Annotated in this window: 15 protein-coding genes and 3 tRNA genes; 11 read left to right on the top strand and 7 right to left on the bottom strand. The window is 39.2% G+C overall.

The features are described from left to right. Positions 1-133: 133 nt before the first annotated feature. A complete protein-coding gene (locus ACRD69_RS07710; RefSeq protein WP_430814501.1) occupies positions 134-1,237 on the top strand; it encodes an adenylate/guanylate cyclase domain-containing protein in 1,104 nt (367 codons plus the stop codon). A gap of 40 nt (positions 1,238-1,277) precedes the next feature. On the opposite strand, the gene ettA is transcribed toward ACRD69_RS07710, so the two are convergent. Then, entirely contained in the window at positions 1,278-2,963 is a 1,686-nt protein-coding gene (ettA, locus tag ACRD69_RS07705; protein ID WP_430814500.1) for an energy-dependent translational throttle protein EttA, read from the bottom strand. A gap of 229 nt (positions 2,964-3,192) precedes the next feature. Here ettA and ACRD69_RS07700 point away from each other — a divergent pair, with 229 nt between their 5' ends. Continuing rightward, positions 3,193-3,366, top strand: coding sequence for a hypothetical protein (locus ACRD69_RS07700; RefSeq protein WP_430814499.1), 174 nt, complete (start codon positions 3,193-3,195; stop codon positions 3,364-3,366). Positions 3,367-3,738: 372 nt separating this feature from the next. On the opposite strand, the gene ACRD69_RS07695 is transcribed toward ACRD69_RS07700, so the two are convergent. The 4 genes from ACRD69_RS07695 to ACRD69_RS07680 form a co-directional block, all read right to left on the bottom strand. Continuing rightward, positions 3,739-3,813: transfer RNA gene (locus ACRD69_RS07695), tRNA-Val, on the bottom strand. A 23-nt stretch (positions 3,814-3,836) separates the two neighbouring features. Beyond that, positions 3,837-3,914: transfer RNA gene (locus tag ACRD69_RS07690), tRNA-Val, on the bottom strand. Between the two features lie 59 nt (positions 3,915-3,973). After that, a tRNA-Val gene (locus ACRD69_RS07685) sits at positions 3,974-4,048 on the bottom strand. A 67-nt stretch (positions 4,049-4,115) separates the two neighbouring features. Next, positions 4,116-5,414, bottom strand: a complete 1,299-nt coding sequence (locus ACRD69_RS07680; protein WP_430814498.1) for a bifunctional folylpolyglutamate synthase/dihydrofolate synthase — start codon at positions 5,412-5,414, stop codon at positions 4,116-4,118. Between the two features lie 75 nt (positions 5,415-5,489). Here ACRD69_RS07680 and ACRD69_RS07675 point away from each other — a divergent pair, with 75 nt between their 5' ends. The 5 genes from ACRD69_RS07675 (at position 5,490) to ACRD69_RS07655 (ending at position 10,970) form a co-directional block, all read left to right on the top strand. Beyond that, positions 5,490-6,806, top strand: a complete 1,317-nt coding sequence (locus tag ACRD69_RS07675; RefSeq protein WP_430814497.1) for a PhoH family protein — start codon at positions 5,490-5,492, stop codon at positions 6,804-6,806. Between the two features lie 121 nt (positions 6,807-6,927). Continuing rightward, complete coding sequence (mtaB, locus tag ACRD69_RS07670) at positions 6,928-8,244, top strand: tRNA (N(6)-L-threonylcarbamoyladenosine(37)-C(2))-methylthiotransferase MtaB (RefSeq protein WP_430814496.1); 1,317 nt, start codon at positions 6,928-6,930, stop codon at positions 8,242-8,244. Between the two features lie 5 nt (positions 8,245-8,249). Further along, positions 8,250-9,038, top strand: coding sequence for an inositol monophosphatase family protein (locus tag ACRD69_RS07665; protein ID WP_430814495.1), 789 nt, complete (start codon positions 8,250-8,252; stop codon positions 9,036-9,038). 1 nt (position 9,039) lies between these two features. Next, on the top strand, positions 9,040-9,921 hold the full coding sequence (locus ACRD69_RS07660; protein ID WP_430814494.1) for a lysophospholipid acyltransferase family protein: 882 nt from the start codon (positions 9,040-9,042) through the stop codon (positions 9,919-9,921). 14 nt (positions 9,922-9,935) lie between these two features. Continuing rightward, positions 9,936-10,970 carry a glycosyltransferase family 2 protein gene (locus ACRD69_RS07655; protein ID WP_430814493.1) on the top strand — a complete coding sequence of 345 codons (1,035 nt, stop codon included), beginning with the start codon at positions 9,936-9,938 and terminating at the stop codon, positions 10,968-10,970. Here the strand turns inward: ACRD69_RS07655 and ACRD69_RS07650 are convergent. Both ACRD69_RS07650 and gldJ read right to left on the bottom strand, forming a co-directional pair. After that, complete coding sequence (locus ACRD69_RS07650; protein ID WP_430814492.1) at positions 10,967-12,259, bottom strand: UDP-N-acetylmuramoyl-tripeptide--D-alanyl-D-alanine ligase; 1,293 nt, start codon at positions 12,257-12,259, stop codon at positions 10,967-10,969. The genes ACRD69_RS07655 and ACRD69_RS07650 overlap by 4 nt on opposite strands. Positions 12,260-12,355: 96 nt before the next feature. Further along, the gene (gene gldJ / locus ACRD69_RS07645; protein ID WP_430814491.1) at positions 12,356-13,852 is read right to left on the bottom strand and encodes a gliding motility lipoprotein GldJ; all 1,497 of its coding nucleotides are present in this window, start codon (positions 13,850-13,852) and stop codon (positions 12,356-12,358) included. 318 nt (positions 13,853-14,170) lie between these two features. Here gldJ and porU point away from each other — a divergent pair, with 318 nt between their 5' ends. The 4 genes from porU (at position 14,171) to ACRD69_RS07625 (ending at position 19,998) form a co-directional block, all read left to right on the top strand. Beyond that, positions 14,171-17,908 (top strand): type IX secretion system sortase PorU, encoded by a 3,738-nt coding sequence (gene porU, locus ACRD69_RS07640; RefSeq protein ID WP_430814490.1) that lies wholly within the window; start codon positions 14,171-14,173, stop codon positions 17,906-17,908. Positions 17,909-17,997: 89 nt separating this feature from the next. Further along, the gene (porV, locus tag ACRD69_RS07635) at positions 17,998-19,146 is read left to right on the top strand and encodes a type IX secretion system outer membrane channel protein PorV (protein ID WP_430814489.1); all 1,149 of its coding nucleotides are present in this window, start codon (positions 17,998-18,000) and stop codon (positions 19,144-19,146) included. A 67-nt stretch (positions 19,147-19,213) separates the two neighbouring features. Continuing rightward, the gene (gene ispF, locus ACRD69_RS07630; protein ID WP_430814488.1) at positions 19,214-19,693 is read left to right on the top strand and encodes a 2-C-methyl-D-erythritol 2,4-cyclodiphosphate synthase; all 480 of its coding nucleotides are present in this window, start codon (positions 19,214-19,216) and stop codon (positions 19,691-19,693) included. 20 nt (positions 19,694-19,713) lie between these two features. After that, positions 19,714-19,998, top strand: a complete 285-nt coding sequence (locus ACRD69_RS07625) for a thioredoxin family protein (protein ID WP_430814487.1) — start codon at positions 19,714-19,716, stop codon at positions 19,996-19,998. Positions 19,999-20,025 lie beyond the last annotated feature (27 nt).

The raw sequence follows: 20,025 nt of genomic DNA, 5'->3' as shown, positions 1-20,025 counted from the left end.
GATATGTAAAACTATATTATCGTTGGTTATAAAAATACAACAGTTTGTCAACTTTATCACTTCATTAGTCACTAGCGCGTTAACTTTTTAAAATGTATTCGTACACAGTTTTATAAGCCATAGTTGAGAAGAAATGGGGACTAAAATTTTAATCGTTGATGATTCAGAATTAGATCTGAAGTTAATATCAACAATCATCAGCAATAATGAACCTTTCCGCTCTATCGTTACCGCCAGCGATGGAGAGGAAGCATGCAGGCAAGCTGTTCGCCACCAGCCTGATTTGATCATATTGGATTGGGAAATGCCTGGAATGAACGGATTAGAAGTTCTTAGGACGCTTAAAAAGAATGAGCTGACCAGTGAGTTGCCTGTTATTCTAATGTCGGGTGTGTCATTTACCGACAAGATCAAGGAAGCCTTTACGGCAGGTGTCGCCGATTTTATACCTAAACCTGTTAATTCGGAAGAGTTGCAGGCCCGGTCAAATGCAGTACTTACCAACTATGCCAATTACAAGTCGCTTAAAGATCATGCCAATCAATTGACATTGGCCAATTTGAAAAATGAGCGTATACTAAAGTCAATTCTTCCGCTGCCAATTTTACTGCAGATAAAAGAATACGGGTCAATTCCGCCTAAACGCTATAAGGACTGTGTGGCTATTTTTGTCGATATGGTTGACTTTACACCCAAAACAGGAAAGATGTCGCCAGGTGTGTTGCTGCGTGAATTAAATGAGTTATTCAATGGCTTTGATGATGTGATTGACAAGCATTTTTGTACACGTATTAAAACCGTGGGGGATGCATATATTGCTGTCTGTGGAATGTTCTATACTCCCGGAAATATTGAAATAGAAGCGGCCTCTGCCGCTGTTAAAATACGTGAGTACATTATTGAGCGAAATAAAAACAGTGAAACCAAGTGGGAAGTTAAGATTGGCTTATACAATGGTGATATCATTGGTAGTTCGGTTAGTCCGAGCAACCTTAACTTTGATATTTTTGGAGAGACGGTTAATATGGCATCGCGTTTTCAGGCCATGTGTGAACCAATGCAGATAAATGTTTCTGAAAGTCTGAGTAAGCCATTGTCGCAGGCTTATAAACTCGTTACCCGTGTTCCGCGTAAAGTGAAAGGAAAGGGTGTTATGCCGATGTATTATATCCACAAGCCTCTTAAAGAAATAAAAAAAGAGGAAGCTGTTTTAATGCCAGCTCCCTCAATGCAGTAGTATTAACCTGAGGTCATAATATAATGTCAGAATCAGGTTGTTATTTAATAAGCTTTTTATAGCGAATACGCTGTGGTGTTGTATCACCCAGGCGTCGCTTTTTATTTTCTTCGTACTCAGAGTATGAGCCTTCGAAGAAATAAACTTTTGATTCGCCCTCAAATGCCAGGATGTGTGTAGCAACACGATCAAGGAACCAACGGTCGTGAGATATCACAACTGCACAACCTGCAAAATCTTCCAAACCTTCTTCCAGTGCACGAAGTGTATTAACGTCAATGTCGTTGGTAGGCTCATCGAGCAGCAACACGTTACCTTCTTCCTTTAAAGCCATCGCCAGGTGCAGTCTGTTTCGCTCACCACCTGAAAGTACTTCGCATTTTTTCTGCTGATCATTACCTGCAAAGTTGAATCGCGATAAGTAGGCACGGGCATTAACTTCTTTGTTACCCATACGAAGTAATTCATCACCTTGCGATACCACTTCGTATACTGTTTTACCAGGGATAATATCATCGTGCGACTGGTCAACGTATGATACCTTAACCGTTTCACCCACTTCGAAGGTTCCAGCATCGGCCTTTTCCATTCCCATGATGAGGCGGAACAAAGTTGTTTTACCGGCACCATTAGGTCCAATAACACCAACAATACCATTTTTAGGCAGCATAAACTCAAGGTTTTCAAATAGCAGTTTTTCATCAAATGCTTTGGAAACACCATGAGCTTCTATAACCTTATCGCCCAAACGCGGACCGTTAGGGATGAATATCTCAAGTTTTTCTTCTTTCTCTTTTACATCCTCCTTCATCAAGCTGTCGTAGGCATTCAAACGTGCTTTGTTTTTAGCGTGACGAGCCTTAGGGGCCATACGCACCCATTCCAACTCTCTTTCCAGTGTTTTACGACGTTTCGAAGCCTGCTTTTCTTCACTGGCCATGCGCTTGGTTTTCTGATCTAACCACGATGAATAGTTACCTTCCCAAGGAATACCTTCGCCACGATCCAATTCGAGAATCCAGCCCGCAACATTATCAAGGAAGTAGCGGTCGTGGGTAATACCTATTACAGTTCCTTTGTACTGCTGCAAGTGCTGCTCCAGCCACTGTACCGATTCGGCATCAAGGTGGTTGGTTGGCTCATCAAGTAGTAAAATATCCGGCTCTTGTAATAACAGGCGGCACAATGCCACACGTCGGCGCTCACCACCTGAAAGTACATTGATAGGCTGGTCTTCAGGCGGACAGCGAAGGGCATCCATGGCACGATTAAGTTTGGTGTCGAGGTTCCAGGCATCGTGCTGGTCAATCAGCTCCTGCAGCTTGGCCTGCTCATCCATCACGGCCTGCATCTTATCCGGGTCTTCAAGAACTTCTGGATCGGCAAACTTTTCATTGCATGCTTCATAGGCTTTAAGCGTATCAACAACCTCCTGCACGCCTTCTTCTACCACCTGGCGTACTGTTTTGCTTTCATCCAGTTGAGGCTCCTGCTCAAGGTAACCCACTGAGTAACCTGGCGAGAATACCACATCGCCCTGGTAGTTCTTTTCAACACCCGCAATAATTTTTAGTAGTGTTGACTTACCTGATCCGTTCAAACCAATAATACCGATCTTGGCACCATAGAAGAACGACAGATAGATATTGTTTAGCACTTTTTTTTGTGGGGGAAAGGTCTTGCTTACCCCAACCATGCTGAATATTATTTTCTTATCGTCTGACATGATTATACATTTTTTTGCAAAAGTAATGAAAGAAGAAGACTTAGGTAGATGAATTGCATAATATATTGTGTGCTTGCAACTAATAAATATGGATATATTCCTGACTTTTGTAACTATTTTCCAATAGTCATGTATTAAGGTTTGGGATAATGTATTATTAAACGGATGCTGCATGGTGCTTGTGGGGACAAGTATGCGCGCTGTTTTGAAATGAAACTAACTAATCGGGGTGTCGAAGAAGACGTATACTAAACCAGGTATTGAGCAATACAGTTTAGATAAAGAAGTGTGCCTGCTTCTTTCTTCCGAAATTTGGGATCCTGTTGGACCACCAGGTATGACTGCTGCACCCCAAAAGGAACTATTTAGTGAAAATGCCTTCGAGGAGAATCCATTTGAATAGGATTTACTCATAGTTCGTTCGATGTTCGTTCGATGTTTGTTCAATGTTCGTTCAATGTTCGTTCAATGTTCGTTCAATGTTCGTTCAATGAAAGTTGAAGAAACAAGGACTATTATACGATTGATCAAGGATCATATACAAATAGTCGTCCAATGAAGGCTCCCACCAGTATTTTTGATAAAGTTTTACAATCTCACACGGCAATTTTCTCCCATATTCAAACATCGAATACATTCCTGAAGTCTTAGCTAATGGAGATACCCATCGTATTTGTTTTTGGGTGGTGAGTACAGGATGTGAAAAAAACACATATTTTGTTTCGGAGAGGATATACAAAAAAAGGAGAAGCAATTATTGCTTCTCCTTTTCAAGTGGGCGATGAGGGAGTCGAACCCCCGACCCCTTGGGTGTAAACCAAGTGCTCTAAACCAACTGAGCTAATCGCCCTGAAATATATATAGTGTAAATTTTGGTGGGCGATGAGGGAGTCGAACCCCCGACCCCTTGGGTGTAAACCAAGTGCTCTAAACCAACTGAGCTAATCGCCCTGAATATTTTCAGGTAATTTCACTAAATTACATCAATGATTTCGTTTAATCATTTTGGGTGGGCGATGAGGGAGTCGAACCCCCGACCCCTTGGGTGTAAACCAAGTGCTCTAAACCAACTGAGCTAATCGCCCTTGCGTGCTTGTCTCTTTCGAAAAGCGATGCAAATGTATAGCTCTTTTTCTTTTCCTCCAAATTTAATTAATACTTTTCTAATACGTCAGCTACAATAAAAGTGCTCCCTCCTATGAAAATCAGGTCATTGACATCTGCATTTTTTTTTGCTGTTGTTAATGCTGTATGCACATCGGGGTATGATTCGCCGATTAAATTGCAGTTAGTGGCCATCTTCTTTAGCTCTTCTTCATTTAAGCTTCGCGGTATTGATGCTTTGGTAAAATAATAGTGAGCCTGCTTAGGCAGTATATTCAACACTGCAGCATGGTCTTTGTCATTAACCATACCTAGCACTATATGCAATTTGTTATGCGGTGTATTTTTGATTTGTTCTACCAGCATTTCCATACCATCAAGGTTATGCCCGGTGTCACATATGATACGAGGGTTATAGCCTATGTGCTGCCAACGCCCGATCAGGCCTGTGTTATCAACAACATTCGACAGGCCTGCATAAATATTTTCTGTTGATATATTAAATTCTTTCTTCTGAAGCTGCTCAATAATTGTCAGGGCTGTTAAAACATTTTTTTGCTGGTAACTACCAAGTAAATCAAGTTTTAAATCAGGATAAACGAGGTCGTCACCTTTTCTGATCTGAAAGATCTGCTTTTCATCAATCGATAAGGTTGCTGTTGATAATGTCAGTTCTTTGTCAGCAAAAATTATATCAGAATCACGTTCTCTTGCCAATGCCTTAAATACAGGAGCTGTTTTTTCATGTGTCTGGCCAATGACAACAGGAATATTTTTCTTAATGATACCGCCTTTCTCTCCTGCAATTTGTTCCAGATTAGTTCCCAAAAATGCAGTGTGATCCAAGCCAATGTTTGTAATAGCGGATACTTCAGGCGTGGTAATGTTTGTGGAATCCAGTCGTCCGCCCATACCTACTTCGACCACGGCAACATCAACAGCTTCTTGCTTAAAGTAGTCAAATGCCATGGCCACCGACATTTCAAAAAATGAAGGCTGCAATGACTTAATTATACCATTGTGATTAGCCACAAAATCAATAACGGCCTGTTCGGTAATCATCTCACCATTAATTCGAATGCGCTCTCTGAAGTCTATGAGGTGAGGAGAGGTGTAAAGTCCTACTTTCAAGCCTGCTTCCTGCAATACTGAGGCAACACAATGTGATACTGAACCTTTGCCGTTGGTACCTGCTATGTGAACGATTTTATAAGCTTTATGCGGATGATTGAAATATCTGTCTAGTTCTAAGGTGGTTGCTAAGTCAGCCTTATATGCCGCTTTTCCTACCCGTTGATACATGGGTAACTGAGCGAATAAAAAATCAAGAGTTTCTTTGTAATCCATAACGCAAAATTATACCATAATCTGATTTGTGAGGCTATTTTTTCTTTATCTTTAAGAGAAACAAAACCTCTCTATATGGCGAAGAAAATATTTATTCTTGACACAAATGTTCTTTTACACGACCACAAATGTATATACAACTTTGAGGAAAACGATGTGATAATTCCAATAGTTGTGCTTGAAGAACTCGATAGATTTAAAAAAGGGAATGACTTAATTAATTTTCAGGCACGGGAATTTGCTCGTGAAATGGATAAAATGGCCGGTGAAAAGGCCTTTAAGGAAGGGATACCATTGGGGGCGAAAAAAGGGAAATTATTTGTGGCAACCGGTAAGCCCACCCCCGAAGTAATGAAAGAATCGTTTAGTGAAAATACCTCTGACCATCGGATATTGGCTGTATCGCTCCACGTTAAAGGTCAGTTTCCACGTCGGCAAACCGTGCTCATCACAAAGGATATTAATTTACGGCTTAAGGCCAAATCTTTAGGTTTAGCATCTGAAGATTATGAAAACGATAAGGTTAAGGATATTGATATCCTGGATAAAGGGGTAGAGATCCATGAAGATTTTGATAAGGCACTGATAGAATCCTTATATCAACATCAGGGAATTCCGGTAGATGAGTTTCCAATAAAGGATTTACCGGCTAATCAATATTTTGTTTTGCGTAATGGTAATCAATCTGTGCTGGCTCACAATGATGCCTATTCGGGTTTGATACGCAGGGTTGAAAAACATGGAGCTTATGGTATTGATCCGCGTAACGCAGAACAAACATTTTCATTGAATGCTCTTCTCAATCCCGATATTAAGCTGGTGTCATTATCGGGTAAAGCTGGTACAGGTAAAACACTGTTGGCCCTGGCTGCAGCCTTACAACAGCACAGGCAATACAGTCAAATATTGTTAGCCAGACCAATTGTTCCGCTTGCAAATCGCGACCTTGGCTTTTTGCCAGGTGATATTAATGAAAAGATAGGGCCCTACATGCAGCCTCTGTTTGATAATCTTGGAGTGATCAAAAGCCGGTTTAAAGCAACAAGTAAAGAGGTAAATAATCTGGATGAGATGCTTAAGAATGAGCAATTGATCATTACACCTCTTGCCTATATCAGAGGAAGAAGTTTGTCTGATGCTTTTTTTATTGTTGATGAGGCTCAAAACCTTACTCCTCATGAAGTGAAAACGATTATAACTAGGGCCGGGGAAGGAACTAAAATGATATTCACCGGCGACGTTCAGCAAATTGATTCACCATACCTGGATATGCAATCAAATGGCCTGGCTTATCTTACTGATAAGATGAAGGGGCAGGAGATCTTCGCACATGTTAACCTTGTAAAAGGTGAACGAAGTTACCTGGCAGAACTGGCTTCTGATCTGCTTTAGTAAAGACATTGGATTGGCAATTTAGCTAATACCATATCATTTAAATTTCAATAGCTATTGGCTGATGTCTTTCAGCTGGTAGCTTTTTTTTACCTTTGCACTCTCATTTTTTATTACAACGATGATTGATAGTTCGGTTTTTGAAAATAAGAAAGTGGCGTTTCACACCTTTGGATGCAAGCTTAATTTTAGTGAGACATCAACGGTGGCACGCACAATGGTAGAGGCGGGGTTTGAGAAGGTAGATATTTCTGAACCGGCTGATGTGTATATGTTTAATACCTGTTCAGTAACTGAGCTGGCCGATAAAAAATGCAAGCAGGTTATCCGTAAGGCCATCAAACAAAATCCTGATGCTTTTATTGTGGTAACCGGTTGCTTTGCTCAATTGAAGCCTGATGCTGTTTCAAATATTGAAGGAGTAGATCTGGTACTGGGTTCAAACGAGAAGTTTGATATCCTTCAATATATGGAGGATTATAAGAAAAGTGATAAGGCAGAAATTCATGCGGGGCAGATTGGTAAAAATAAGGAATTTAAACCATCCTATTCATTTGGTGACCGGACCCGCTGTTTCTTGAAAGTGCAGGATGGCTGCGACTATTTTTGTAGCTACTGTACCATTCCTTTTGCCCGGGGCAGAAGCCGAAGCGATACTATTGCCAATACCATTGAGCAGGCAAAAAAAGCGGCCAGTGGGGGCGCCAAAGAAATTATTCTGACCGGTGTTAATATCGGCGACTTTGGAAAGGAGACGGGTGAATCATTTTATGAGCTGTTACAGGCACTTGAAAAAGTAGACGGCGTTGAAAGATTCAGGATCTCATCCATTGAGCCTAACCTATTGACAGATGAGATTATTGAGTTTGTCGCCAGGTCGAAAAAGTTTATGCCTCATTTTCATATTCCTTTACAGTCAGGGTCTGACAAAGTGTTGAAACTGATGAAACGTAAATACGATACCAGTCTTTTCCGTTCTAAGATTGAGCGCATAAAAGAATTAATCCCTGAAGCATTTATCGGGGTTGATGTCATTGTTGGTGTCAGGGGTGAATCTGATGATGATTTTAATACGACTCATCAGTTTTTATCGGACCTGGATATCTCACAATTGCATGTGTTTACATACTCTGAGCGGCCAAATACACAGGCATTAAAGATTGATGAAGTGGTGCCCGTTCCGCTTCGTAAAGAGAGAAGTAAAATTCTTCATGAATTATCGGAAAAGAAAACGCGACACTTTTATAAGCAATATATTGGCAATGAGAATACAGTTTTGTTCGAAGGTGCTGAGCATGACGGAATGATCAATGGTTTTACACAGAACTATATCAAGGTTGAGGTGCCTTTTAAAAAGCATTTGAGCAATACTATTCAGGCAGTCAGGTTAAAGCATTTGTCCTTGGGTACATTGAACATGGTTGGAGAACTAATTTAGATCGTATGGATTATAAGTCGTTGTGTCATCAGGTTTGTCAGCTGGCAAAGAATACAGGAGCTTTCATTAAGAATGAGCGTGAAAACTCTTCAATTGATATAGAAGTAAAAGGCAGTAACGATTTTGTTACGCAGGTTGATAAAGCCTCGGAGCAAATGATTGTTGAGGGCTTAAAGGAATTATTGCCCGGTTGTGGATTTATTGCTGAAGAGGGAACGGATGATAGTAAAGGGGAGGTTTACAACTGGATCATTGATCCCATTGATGGCACTACAAACTTTATTCATGGACTATCGCCTTATGCCATAAGTATAGCACTGCAGGAAAAAGATGAACTTGTTTTGGGCGTTATATATGAGATTGGTTTGGATGAATGTTTCTATTCTTACAAAGGAGGAGTAGCTTATTTGAATGAAGAGGAGATTCGTGTTTCCAATACCCAGACAGTTAAAAACAGTTTGATCGCTACAGGATTTCCCTATTCCAATTACTCCCGTCTGGATGGTTTTATGAATTCTGTTCGGTATTTTATGGAACATTCGCGTGGATTGAGGCGACTTGGCTCCGCAGCGACCGATCTTGCTTATGTGGCATGTGGTCGTTTTGATTCCTTTTATGAGTACAACCTAAAACCATGGGATGTTGCCGCAGGTGCTTTTATAATTAAACAGGCTGGCGGTGATGTAAGTGATTTTAATGGAGGTGATAACTACTTGTTTGGCATGGAGATAATAGCTACTAATAAGGCTACTTTCGACGAGTTTAAAGCAATTGTAAATAATATAATGAGTTAATATGCAGAAGATAGGCAATTATATAGCTTTGTTTTTTCTGTGGCTGTTCAGTTTACAGCCGTTTTTCATGATTTATCTGTGGTCAGATCTTTTATATCATTTTATTCGTCTGTTTAATTATCGAAGAGCAGTAATCAATGAGAATTTGGCTTATGCTTTCCCTGAAAAGACGAAAGAGGAATTGCGTGAAATCCGCCTGAAGTTTTATCGCAACTTCTGTGATATAATGGTTGAAACGATCAAAGTTCAATCAATGACTGAGAAACAAATTCGTCAGAGGGTAAAATGGAGTAATACAGAGTGTGTTGATCAATATACGCAGCAAGGCAAAGATGTGGTTGCCGTGATGGGGCACTATTGTAACTGGGAGTGGATCCCGTCTATTAATTTAAATGTTGACTGCCTTGGTTGTGCTACCTATCGCCCCTTGAAAAATAAGGCCTTTGACACATATATGCTTAAGCTGCGTGGTAAATGGGGTACTGAGAATTATACGATGTCTGATACTATCCGTGAACTCATTAAGCTGCGAAGAAAAAATGTCAGGTATATTATCGGACTCATTGCCGATCAGTCGCCCGGGAGGAAGAGCTTAAATTACTGGACAAAATTCTTAAATCAGAATACAGCTATTATTCTTGGCCCTGAGAAGATAGCTAAGGCAACCAAATCACCTCTTGTGTATTTGGATATGCAGCGTATTAAGCGTGGGTATTACGAAGTCAATATTATTCCCGTTGTTGAAGATCCGATCAATACCAAGGAATATGAAATTACTGAGAAGCACCTGCGTTTATTGGAAGATGCTATTATTAAAAGGCCGGAAAACTGGTTGTGGTCTCATAAACGCTGGAAGTATTCAGAACAACGGACATTTAATTAATCAACAAAACTAAGATGGCGAAGACTGCAGTCGTAATTTTGAACTGGAACGGAAGAGCATTGTTGGAGAAATTTCTGCCAATAGTTGTTAATAACAGTCGGCATCCCAATGTTGATATTATTGTCGCTGATAATGCCTCATCAGATGATAGTGTAGCTTTTATAAAAGAAAACTTTGTCAATGTTGGAGTTATTCAACTGGATATAAATTATGGTTTTGCAGGTGGTTATAACAGAGCACTGCAGCAGGTTAATGCCGATTATTTTTTGTTGCTCAATAGTGATATTGCGCCGGAACCGGGTTGGTTAGAACCGTTGATATCTGTCATGGATGAAAATTCTGAACTTGGTGCCTGTATGCCCAAAGTAAGAGCTTATAATGAACCTGACAAGTTTGAATACGCAGGCGCAGCCGGCGGGTATATTGATATGTTTGGTTATCCTTTTTGTCGTGGGCGTATTTTGAATCGAATAGAATCTGATAAGGGACAGTACAATAAACCTTTATCTGTTTTCTGGGCGACAGGGGCGGCATTAATGATTCGTTCTGAATTGTATTTGAAAAGTGGAGGGCTTGATGAAGCTTTTTTTGCCCATATGGAGGAGATAGATCTATGTTGGCGATTAAAAAGCATGGGGCATGCTATTAAAGTTATCCCATCGTCTGAAGTATTACATGTTGGCGGAGCTACATTAAGTCAGCAAAATGCGCGTAAAACTTACCTGAATTTCAGAAATAACTTACTGATGCTTGTTAAAAATTTACCTTCAGACCGCTTGCTGATCATCTTATTCTTTAGAATGGTTTTGGATGGGATTGCTGGTTTGCACTTTATCACAACAGGTGAATTGGGGCATTTTACAGCTGTTTTAAAGGCGCATTTTAGCTTTTATCGAATGTTGCCTTACGCTATCAGATTAAGAAGGCAACAAGCTGGTTTCAGGCTCAAAAAAGCACATAAGGAAATTTATCCGCAAAGCATTATTTGGGCGTTCTACATAAAAGGAATAAGAAAGTTCAGCGAATTAAAACATTATCACTTAGACTAAAGATGAGGTAATAATTCTTCTAATTTATTACTTCGTGAACCTTTGATCAGTATGCTTTTGTTTTGTATTGGCTTGAGCTGTATATCCTTTATCAGGCTTTCATTATCCTCGTAAAAAATAGCATTGTAAGTGTTAATCGCTTTGAACTCAGTCCCGATTAATATGACCTTTTCAAAAGTTAGTTTATTGATCGTATCCAGTAGTTTCTGATGCTCAGTAATGCAATCATCCCCCATTTCTTTCATGCCTCCAAGTATCACTAACTTATTGGTAGCATCCATTTCAGAAAAATTATTCAGCGCCACCTGCATACTTGATGGATTGGCGTTGTATGCATCCATAATGATCTTATTGTGGGCTGTTTGAATAAATTGGGATCTGTTATTAGTAGGCGTGTAATCTTCAATGGCGGCATTGATATCCTCAGGTTTCACATTGAAGGTATGTCCAATGCAAATGGCAGACAAGATATTTTCCAGGTTATATGAGCCTATCAGCTTCGTTTGAATATGATACGATAAACCATCTTCAGTTTGCCAGCTCATAGCAATGAAAGGATCGTTTTTGGTTGTTTGTCCGGAAATAAATCCACTCTCAACACCGAATTCAATCCTGTTTTCAATTCCTGAGGCCATTCCCATTAGGTGTTCGTTGTCGTGGTTTATAAACAATTTACCATTATTGTTTTTGATGTGTTGATATAATTCACCTTTTGCTGTTTTAACACCTTCAAATGAGCCGAAACCTTCAAGGTGGGCTTTTCCAACATTGGTAATAATGCCGAAGTTGGGTTCCGCAATTTTACAGAGTAATTCAATTTCACCAACATGATTAGCGCCCATTTCAACAATACCTAACTCAACAGTTTTATTCATACTAAGCAAGGTAAGCGGAACGCCAATGTGGTTGTTGAAATTACCTTGAGTAGCCATGATGTTGAATTTTCGGCTCATTACAGCGGCAACCAGCTCTTTGGTAGTTGTTTTGCCATTTGTACCCGTGATGGCTATTATCGGGATGTTTAAATAGCGCCTGTGGTGCAGTGCCAATTCCTGTAAACAAGTCAGCACATCATCCACTACAAAGATATTTTCGATGCCTTTCAGGCTATAGTCATCGGCCACTGCAAAAGCAGCGCCGTTACTTAATACATCCTTTACGTATTTATTACCGTCGAAGTTAGCTCCTTTCAAGGCAAAGAAGATGACACCCTGGTTGTTATTGCGGCTATCGGTTGAAACTCCTTTGCTTGATAAAAACGCTTTATGTATGTCTGCTATCTGGCTCATGGTTGAGAGTGATAAATGATTACAGTTTCCAAAACAAAAATAAAAAAAGAGGCTAACTTTTAAAGTTAGCCTCTTGATAATATTCTGCTATAAGAATTATTTCTTGCCTTTTATTGGACTTCCAACACGTGTCATTGCACATCGGAAACCTAAGTCATCACGACTTTCTCTCTCATCAAGGTAACGACGAGCTCCCGGAGCCAACCAATAAGCGCGGTCTCTCCAACCACCACCTTTATAAACGCGAGAGCGGTCAGATACTAAACTTCCAAGACTGCTGTTTGGAGCTCCTGAATACATGTTACCTGTATTTGACTCATTATCGTTCCAGTCAGTACCTGTCACTGCATTAGATGTTGCATCACCATCAGCGTAGTTTCTGTTATCTGAGGTACGGTAGTTTTTACGGTTTAAGATGTCCTTATCTTCTTCGTTTCTGTAACGAATGCGTCCAAGGCTGTCTTTCTCAACAATGTATCCTTCTTCATCAAGTACTTTCTGCTTAAATACGTTACCGCGGTACGGGCTGAATTCTTCAACGTCTTCAAATGATAATGGACGATATACATCAGCAACCCATTCGTTTACGTTACCAGCCATACAATATAAGCCATAATCGTTAGGGTAATATGAGTCAACAGCTACAGTGATGTCACCACCATCGTTCAGGTTTCCTGCCATACCCATCATATCACCAGTACCTCTTACGAAGTTAGCCATCATTTTACCACGCTCTTTTTTATCAGCGTTACGAGTGATGTGACCATCCCAAGGATAAATGCGTCGGTTGGTCATGCGTTCGTCGTATGAGTTACCAATCAGACCCAATGCTGCATATTCCCATTCAGCTTCAGTTGGGAGACGGTAGCGAGGTAGAAGAATACCATCATCCCAACGAACACGACGTGTGTCATTATTTGGATTTAGGTCTTCCATTGGGTTTTTACCCTGGATACCTTCATATTGACCATATAAATAAGCTTCAGTGTTGAAGTTATTTTCACCAATTTGGTTAACGTCAAACTCAAGGATACCTTCTTCAACAAGAATTATCTCATTAACACGATCGGTACGCCATTTACAATAATCCTGTGCCTGAATATGACTAACACCAACCACCGGATACTCAGCATAAGCCGGGTGACGTAAGTAGTTCTCAACCATTGGCTCATTATAAGCCATCGGACGACGCCAAACTAATGTATCAGGTAATGCTTTTCTGTAAACTTCAGGGTAATCAACGTAAACACGCTGAATCCAGAATAAATATTCCAGGTAATCAATGTTTCTGACTTCCGTCTGATCCATGTAGAACGAAGGTACAGTAACACGTCTTGGTGAATTGTTCCATTCGTAAAGAACATCTTGCTCAACACGACCCATTATGAACGTACCACCTTCAATAAAGGTTAGTCCTGGTCCGGTTTCCTGCTCATAACCCGACTTGTACTGGAAGCCACCATTGTCCGGATTATTGTATTCCCAACCTGTTGCAGAAGAAACAGCTTTGTTTCCACCTTTCTTACTACATGACGATAAGCCTACTAAGCTAAAAGCCAAAACAGCCAATATAACTGCGGTATTTAATCTCATAGCACTTTGATATTGTATTCTAATTATCAATTATTTACAAACTTAGTAATCACACACGTTTGATGTGTAACTGACTCCATTATACTGCAAAAATATAAAAAGGTTATAGCTAAGCTCCTTTTTCGAACTATTTTTTTAATAGCTAACTAAATGCTAACAATACAATTTTTCAAGATTCAGAACGTTAAAAATAGAAAATTCTTGTACAGTTATAGCTATTTTTGTCGTTTTTGATGAACAAATGTACTTGAATGAAGTATAATGTGAAGTAGGTTGTTGTTATTAGTGTAATCTAAGTCAGGTTATTAAAGAAAGATAATGGGTAGATATTTATATATAATATTATTGATGTGCTTCTGCCAGGTTGAGGCGCAAACATTCACAGGGAAAGAATTTTTTACATGGTTGGGTTCCGAAACAAGTGATTATGAACTCCGACCATTTCAGTTGGCTGAACAGGTAAGCATTGATGAAAAGAGTCAGTTGCCCGTAAAACTTGTTCAGTGCTCTTTACCGTATTATATAGATGCAGACGAGTTGGAGATTCAATATTCACTGGAAACAACACAGGTTAATAACGACCATCAATTAAACTATTTGAATTCAGTAAGCACTGATGGTTATGATATGATAAAAAAACATGTAGTATGTATAAGAGGTCAATATTACCTGCATATGGAAATCATACCGCTGGTTTTTGATGAATTTGAAAAAAACTATCACCTCATAAATGAATTTGATTACACGGTTGTGTTACCGGAGAAGAAGTCTGAAGGTTTTCTCAAAAACGCTGAAAATGTAAAAAGTAATTCCGTTTTAGGCAGTGGCAAATGGGTTAAAATAAGGATTAATGAATCAGGCGTTCATCGAATACCCTACTCGTTGTTAACATCGTGGGGTTTTTCTAAGCCCCAAAGTGTAAATGTATTCGGTAATGGGGGTAATTTGTTGCCTCGCCCCAATGCTGAACTTCGTCACGAAGACCTGGTTGAAAATTCAGTTATCCATGAGGGCGATGCCATCTACTTTTATGCTCAGGGACCTACCGCCTGGAATTATAACGTTCAAAGTGATATGTTTGAACATCAAAAGCATGATTATACTGATGTAGCATATTATTTTTTATCAGATAGTAATGGAGAAGGTAAGCGGGTGCAGGAGAGCGAATATGTGTCTGAAACATTTACCTATGAAACCAGTGAATTTGATAGTTATACTTTTCATGAATTTGATAATCAGAATTTGTTAAAGTCAGGCCTCGAATGGTACGGTTTAAGATTTGATCCGGGGCAAACGAGAAATTATTTATTTGAGTTTAATAACCGTGTACTAAATAAGGAAGTTAAGATTTATACTAACCTGATTGCGCGATCAGATGTTAATTCGAATTTCAGAACACATGTTGAGGAAAAGGAGGTTCAGGAAATAAAGATTCAGAAAATAGATTACTCCAATACGGTCGGGGCTTTTGCCAATGAAGGGAAGGCATGGTCTGTTTTTAATGCATCCAATAATGATGTTTCTGTTGACTTAACTTATGAATCAAGTTCGGGCGGAGCCACCGGCTGGCTCAATTTCTTATGTCTCAATGCAAAATGCCTTATTAATATAGATAAACAATTACAATTCAGAAATAGCGATGTAACAGGCGAGGGTAACTCAACACGATTCTATCTTGATGGTGTCAACTCTTCAACTCGACTTTGGGATATTACTGACCATACGTCGCCCCAAAATATCGTGATTGAAGATTATTCAGGTCAAAAAGGATTTACCTATAAGACCGATAACTTAAAGGAATTCATTGCCTTTGATCTAACCGCTGATATTCCCCAGCCGGAGTTTGAAGAGACATTGGCAAATCAGGATATTCGTGGAATTTCAGTTCCTGAAATGTTAATTATAGCTCACCCTTTGTTCGAAAGTGAAGCAAATCGTTTGGCTGAAATTCATAAAGAACACTCGGGCTTACACTGTGAAATTGTATTTCCTTATCAGATATATAATGAATTTTCTTCAGGTTCACCAGATATTACTGCTATAAGAGATTATGCCCGCTACCTGTATAAAAAAGATGCTAAATTTAAATGTCTTCTGTTGTTTGGTGATGGCTCATATGATAATCGGACTTATGATGATGATAACACCAATAAGATTTTAACCTATCAGTCATATAATTCCATTGATATCAAAAAGTGTTACGTTTCTGATGATTATTATGGCTTTTTAGACGATAATGAAGGTCAGAACATTCTGTTTGATAAACTGGATATCGGAATTGGCCGTTTCCCGGTTAACACCATTGATGAGGCAACGATTATGGTTGATAAGGTTGAGAAATACCTTAATGAAAGTTCTGCCGGAGCCTGGAAAACAGATATCACTTTTTTGGCTGATGATGGAGACAGTAATCTTCATATGAGGCAGGCTAATGACTTGTCAACCCAGGTTTATGGAGATTACCCGGCCTATAATCACAATAAAATTTTCTTTGATGCTTATCCTAAGGTTACCACTTCATCCGGAGACAGATATCCTGAAGTTAACGAAGCAATAAAGAAAACAATAAATGATGGCACATTACTTTTTAATTATACCGGTCATGGAAGTGAGCGACAGTTAGCTGATGAGAATGTATTGGACATAACAACTATAAAGAGTTTTACCAATATTGATAAACTTCCGGTATTTGTAACTGCAACATGCGAATTTAGCCGCTACGATGATTATCATGATATATCTGCCGGCGAGTGGGTGGTTTTATCTCCCCTTGGAGCAGGTGTTGCCTTATTTACTACGACACGTATTGCCTGGTCACATGAAAACTTTGTCATAAATAAGAGCTTCTATAAAAATATTTTCAGAGAAGATGAACAAGGAAATAAAGTGCGACTTGGTGAGGTTATTAAAAATACCAAGAATGATATAGGGGGCAGTGTCAATAAATTAAATTTCACGCTCTTGGGTGATCCGTCTTTGCAGCTTGCTTATCCGCAGGGAAATATACAAACCAAAAGTATTAATGGAGAAGAAGACCCTGCTGTCAGGACAGAAATGAAAGCGTTGACACTAGCTGAGGTAGAGGGTGAAATTAAAGATGCCGATGCTTCTGGTGCTGTCGTAACAATGCAGGTTTTTGATAAGCCAATAACGGTTAAAACCCTTGGTAATAAGGGGGCGGTGCCCTTTGAATACCAGGTGTATCAAAACAAGATTTACCAGGGACAGATGGAAATAGCAGGAAATCAATTTTTAGCTTCTTTCATCATTCCCAAAGATATACGTTATAATGTGGGACAAGGTCGCATAAGTTATTATGCTTATGGGGAAGATGGAGTAGAGTCTTTTGGAGCTGATAACTCGGTATTAATTGGAGGTGTTTCTGATAATCCGCCAGATGACACTCAGGGTCCCGATATCTCTATATGGTTGAATGATTCGTCATTTGAAAATGGAGATATTACAGGTTCACAGCCTATTTTATATGCAAAACTTTCAGATGAGAGTGGTATTAATACCAGCGGAGTTGGTATTGGACATGATATTACTTTAGTTGTTGATGGAAACCGAACACGACCTATTAATCTTAATGCATACTACACGTCAGATTTAAATAGCTATACAAGTGGTATGCTGAGTTATCAATTGCCGCAATTAACGGAAGGGAAACACGCTTTAGAGCTAAAAGTATGGGATAATCTGAACAATTCGTCGATGGCAGCATTAGATTTTGAAGTTCGCCAAAGTGGAGGCTTACAAATAAGTGAAGCTAAGGTCTATCCCAATCCGGTTGAAACTAATGAAGTAGTTAATATCTCGTTTAAACATGATGCACCTAATGCAGTGTTAGATGTTACGTATAGTATCTATAGTATGAATGGCAGATTAATTGAACAGCATGAAACAACTCAGGTTTCTATTGGTACTTCTATAGCCCCTGTTGAGTGGACTCCGTCATCATCTCTGCAACGTGGATTGTACGTTTTGCATTGTGAAATCAAAACTTCTGACAATCAAGTTGGGAAATTCTCGAAAAAAATACTGGTAGTTAAATAATAAAAAGTGATTTTTGCAGTTTTGTAAATACTCACCTTATCCAATGGACTAGTAATTTTTGAAGAGAGTAATACGTTATGAATCAAAATATGAAGCAAGTATTGAGTAAAGTAAGTCTTGTTATGGTGGCTTACTTGTTTAGTTTGAGCGCTTTGCAGGCACAGACAGATGGTAATAATGCCATAACAACTGCAGCACCATTCCTAAATATTAATCCGGATTCCAGGGCAGCCGGTATGGCAGATGCTGGTGTCGCCACAAGTCCCGATTTGAATTCGCAGTTTTTAAATCCGGCCAAGTACGCATTTATCGATGGCGATATGGGTGCTGCTATTTCGTTTACACCATGGTTACGTAAGTTGGTTGACGATATTAATATGTCCACTGCAACCTTTTATTATCGTTTAGATAAAATGCAGGTAATCAGTGCATCGATACGTTATTTTTCAATGGGTGAAATAACTTTTTCAAACGGTCCGGATGATCCTGGTTATCAAGGTAAACCAAATGAGTTTGCAATTGATGCCGCTTATTCGCGCGTATTATCAGATAAATTTTCAGGAGCTGTTGCATTTCGCTATATCCGTTCTGATCTAACCAACGGTTATTCAAATACAGGAGAAAGCTTGCAGGCCGGTGATGCTTTTGCAGCGGATATTGGTTTCTATTTCAGAGAACCAATGCGTGTAAATCGTAATGATGCTGAATTTACGGCAGGTATTAATATTTCTAATATCGGATCAAAAATAAGCTATGATGGTATTAATAAGGAATATTTACCAACTAACTTAAAGTTGGGAGTTGGTTATGCTATGGAGCTTGACAGATATAATAGCTTAGCTTTCGCATTCGATGTTAATAAGCTATTGGTGCCATCAAATCAGATTAAGCCGGAAGATGCCGGTGATGATTGGGTAGATCCTAACAATGATAAATCTGTTCCGGCTGCCATATTCGATTCTTTTAGTGATGCTCCGGGAGGATTTGAGCAGGAAATGCAAGAGATAAATTTCTCGATTGGTGCTGAATACTGGTATAATAAGCAATTTGCTATTCGTGCAGGATACTTTCATGAGCACGAAAATCAAGGAAACCGCAAATTTGCTTCTGCAGGTTTTGGTTTGAAGTTTAATATGTTCACATTGGATGCTTCTTATATTATTCCAATGGTGCAAAACAATCCCTTGGCCAATACCATGCGTTTTTCTCTGTCATTTGATTTGAGTGACTTTAAATAAGAACTTTATTCATTATATTTGAAAAGACCTTAAGGAAATTCCTTAAGGTCTTTTTTATTTACGCACTATGAAGATAAAAGTAGGATTTGGTTACGATGTCCACCAATTAGGTGAAGGTGAAGAATTGTGGATCGGAGGATTAAAAGTTGAACATACAAGAGGAAGTATTGGTCATTCAGATGGAGATGTGTTAATACACGCTATTTGCGATGCCCTCCTGGGGGCAGCTAATATGCGTGATATTGGCTTTCATTTTCCGGATACTGATCCGAATTTAAAAGGGGTTGACAGTAAGCTTTTATTGGATAAAACAATGCAGCTGATACGTCAGGAGGGATTTGAATTGGGGAATATTGACAGTACAGTAGCATTAGAACGTCCTAAGCTGAAGAGTTTAATCCCTGAAATGCAAGCAACATTAGCAAAGGTGATGAATGTGGATGTTGCAGATGTTGCTATAAAAGCCACTACAACTGAAAAACTTGGGTTTGTAGGTGAACAAAAAGGTATTGCAGCTTACGCTACTGTTTTAATTCATAAAGTATAGTAACTAATAACAGGCCTTCCATGAATAGCCCTTCGCTTAAATATTTTTCGCACGATAGATGTAATGTTTGTAAGGTTTTAAAACCAAAAGTGAAACAGTTATTGTCTGAGAAATTTCCCAAGATGACCTTTGACTATATAAACATAGAAGAGCAACCTTCTATTGCAGCACAGTACCAGGTTTTTACAGTTCCAACTTTGTTAGTGTATTTTGAAGGTAAGGAGTATTATCGCTTTACACGAAATGTTTCTTTGGGGCAGTTGACAGATGCTATTCAAAGACCTTATCAGCTCTTGTTCGAATAAGCATAGTTATGCCCTTGACTTTGATGC

It is taken from the genome of Carboxylicivirga agarovorans, assembly GCF_050589845.1.
Taxonomy (GTDB): Bacteria; Bacteroidota; Bacteroidia; order Bacteroidales; family Marinilabiliaceae; genus Carboxylicivirga; species Carboxylicivirga agarovorans.
This window is presented reverse-complemented; position numbering and strand designations above follow the sequence as displayed.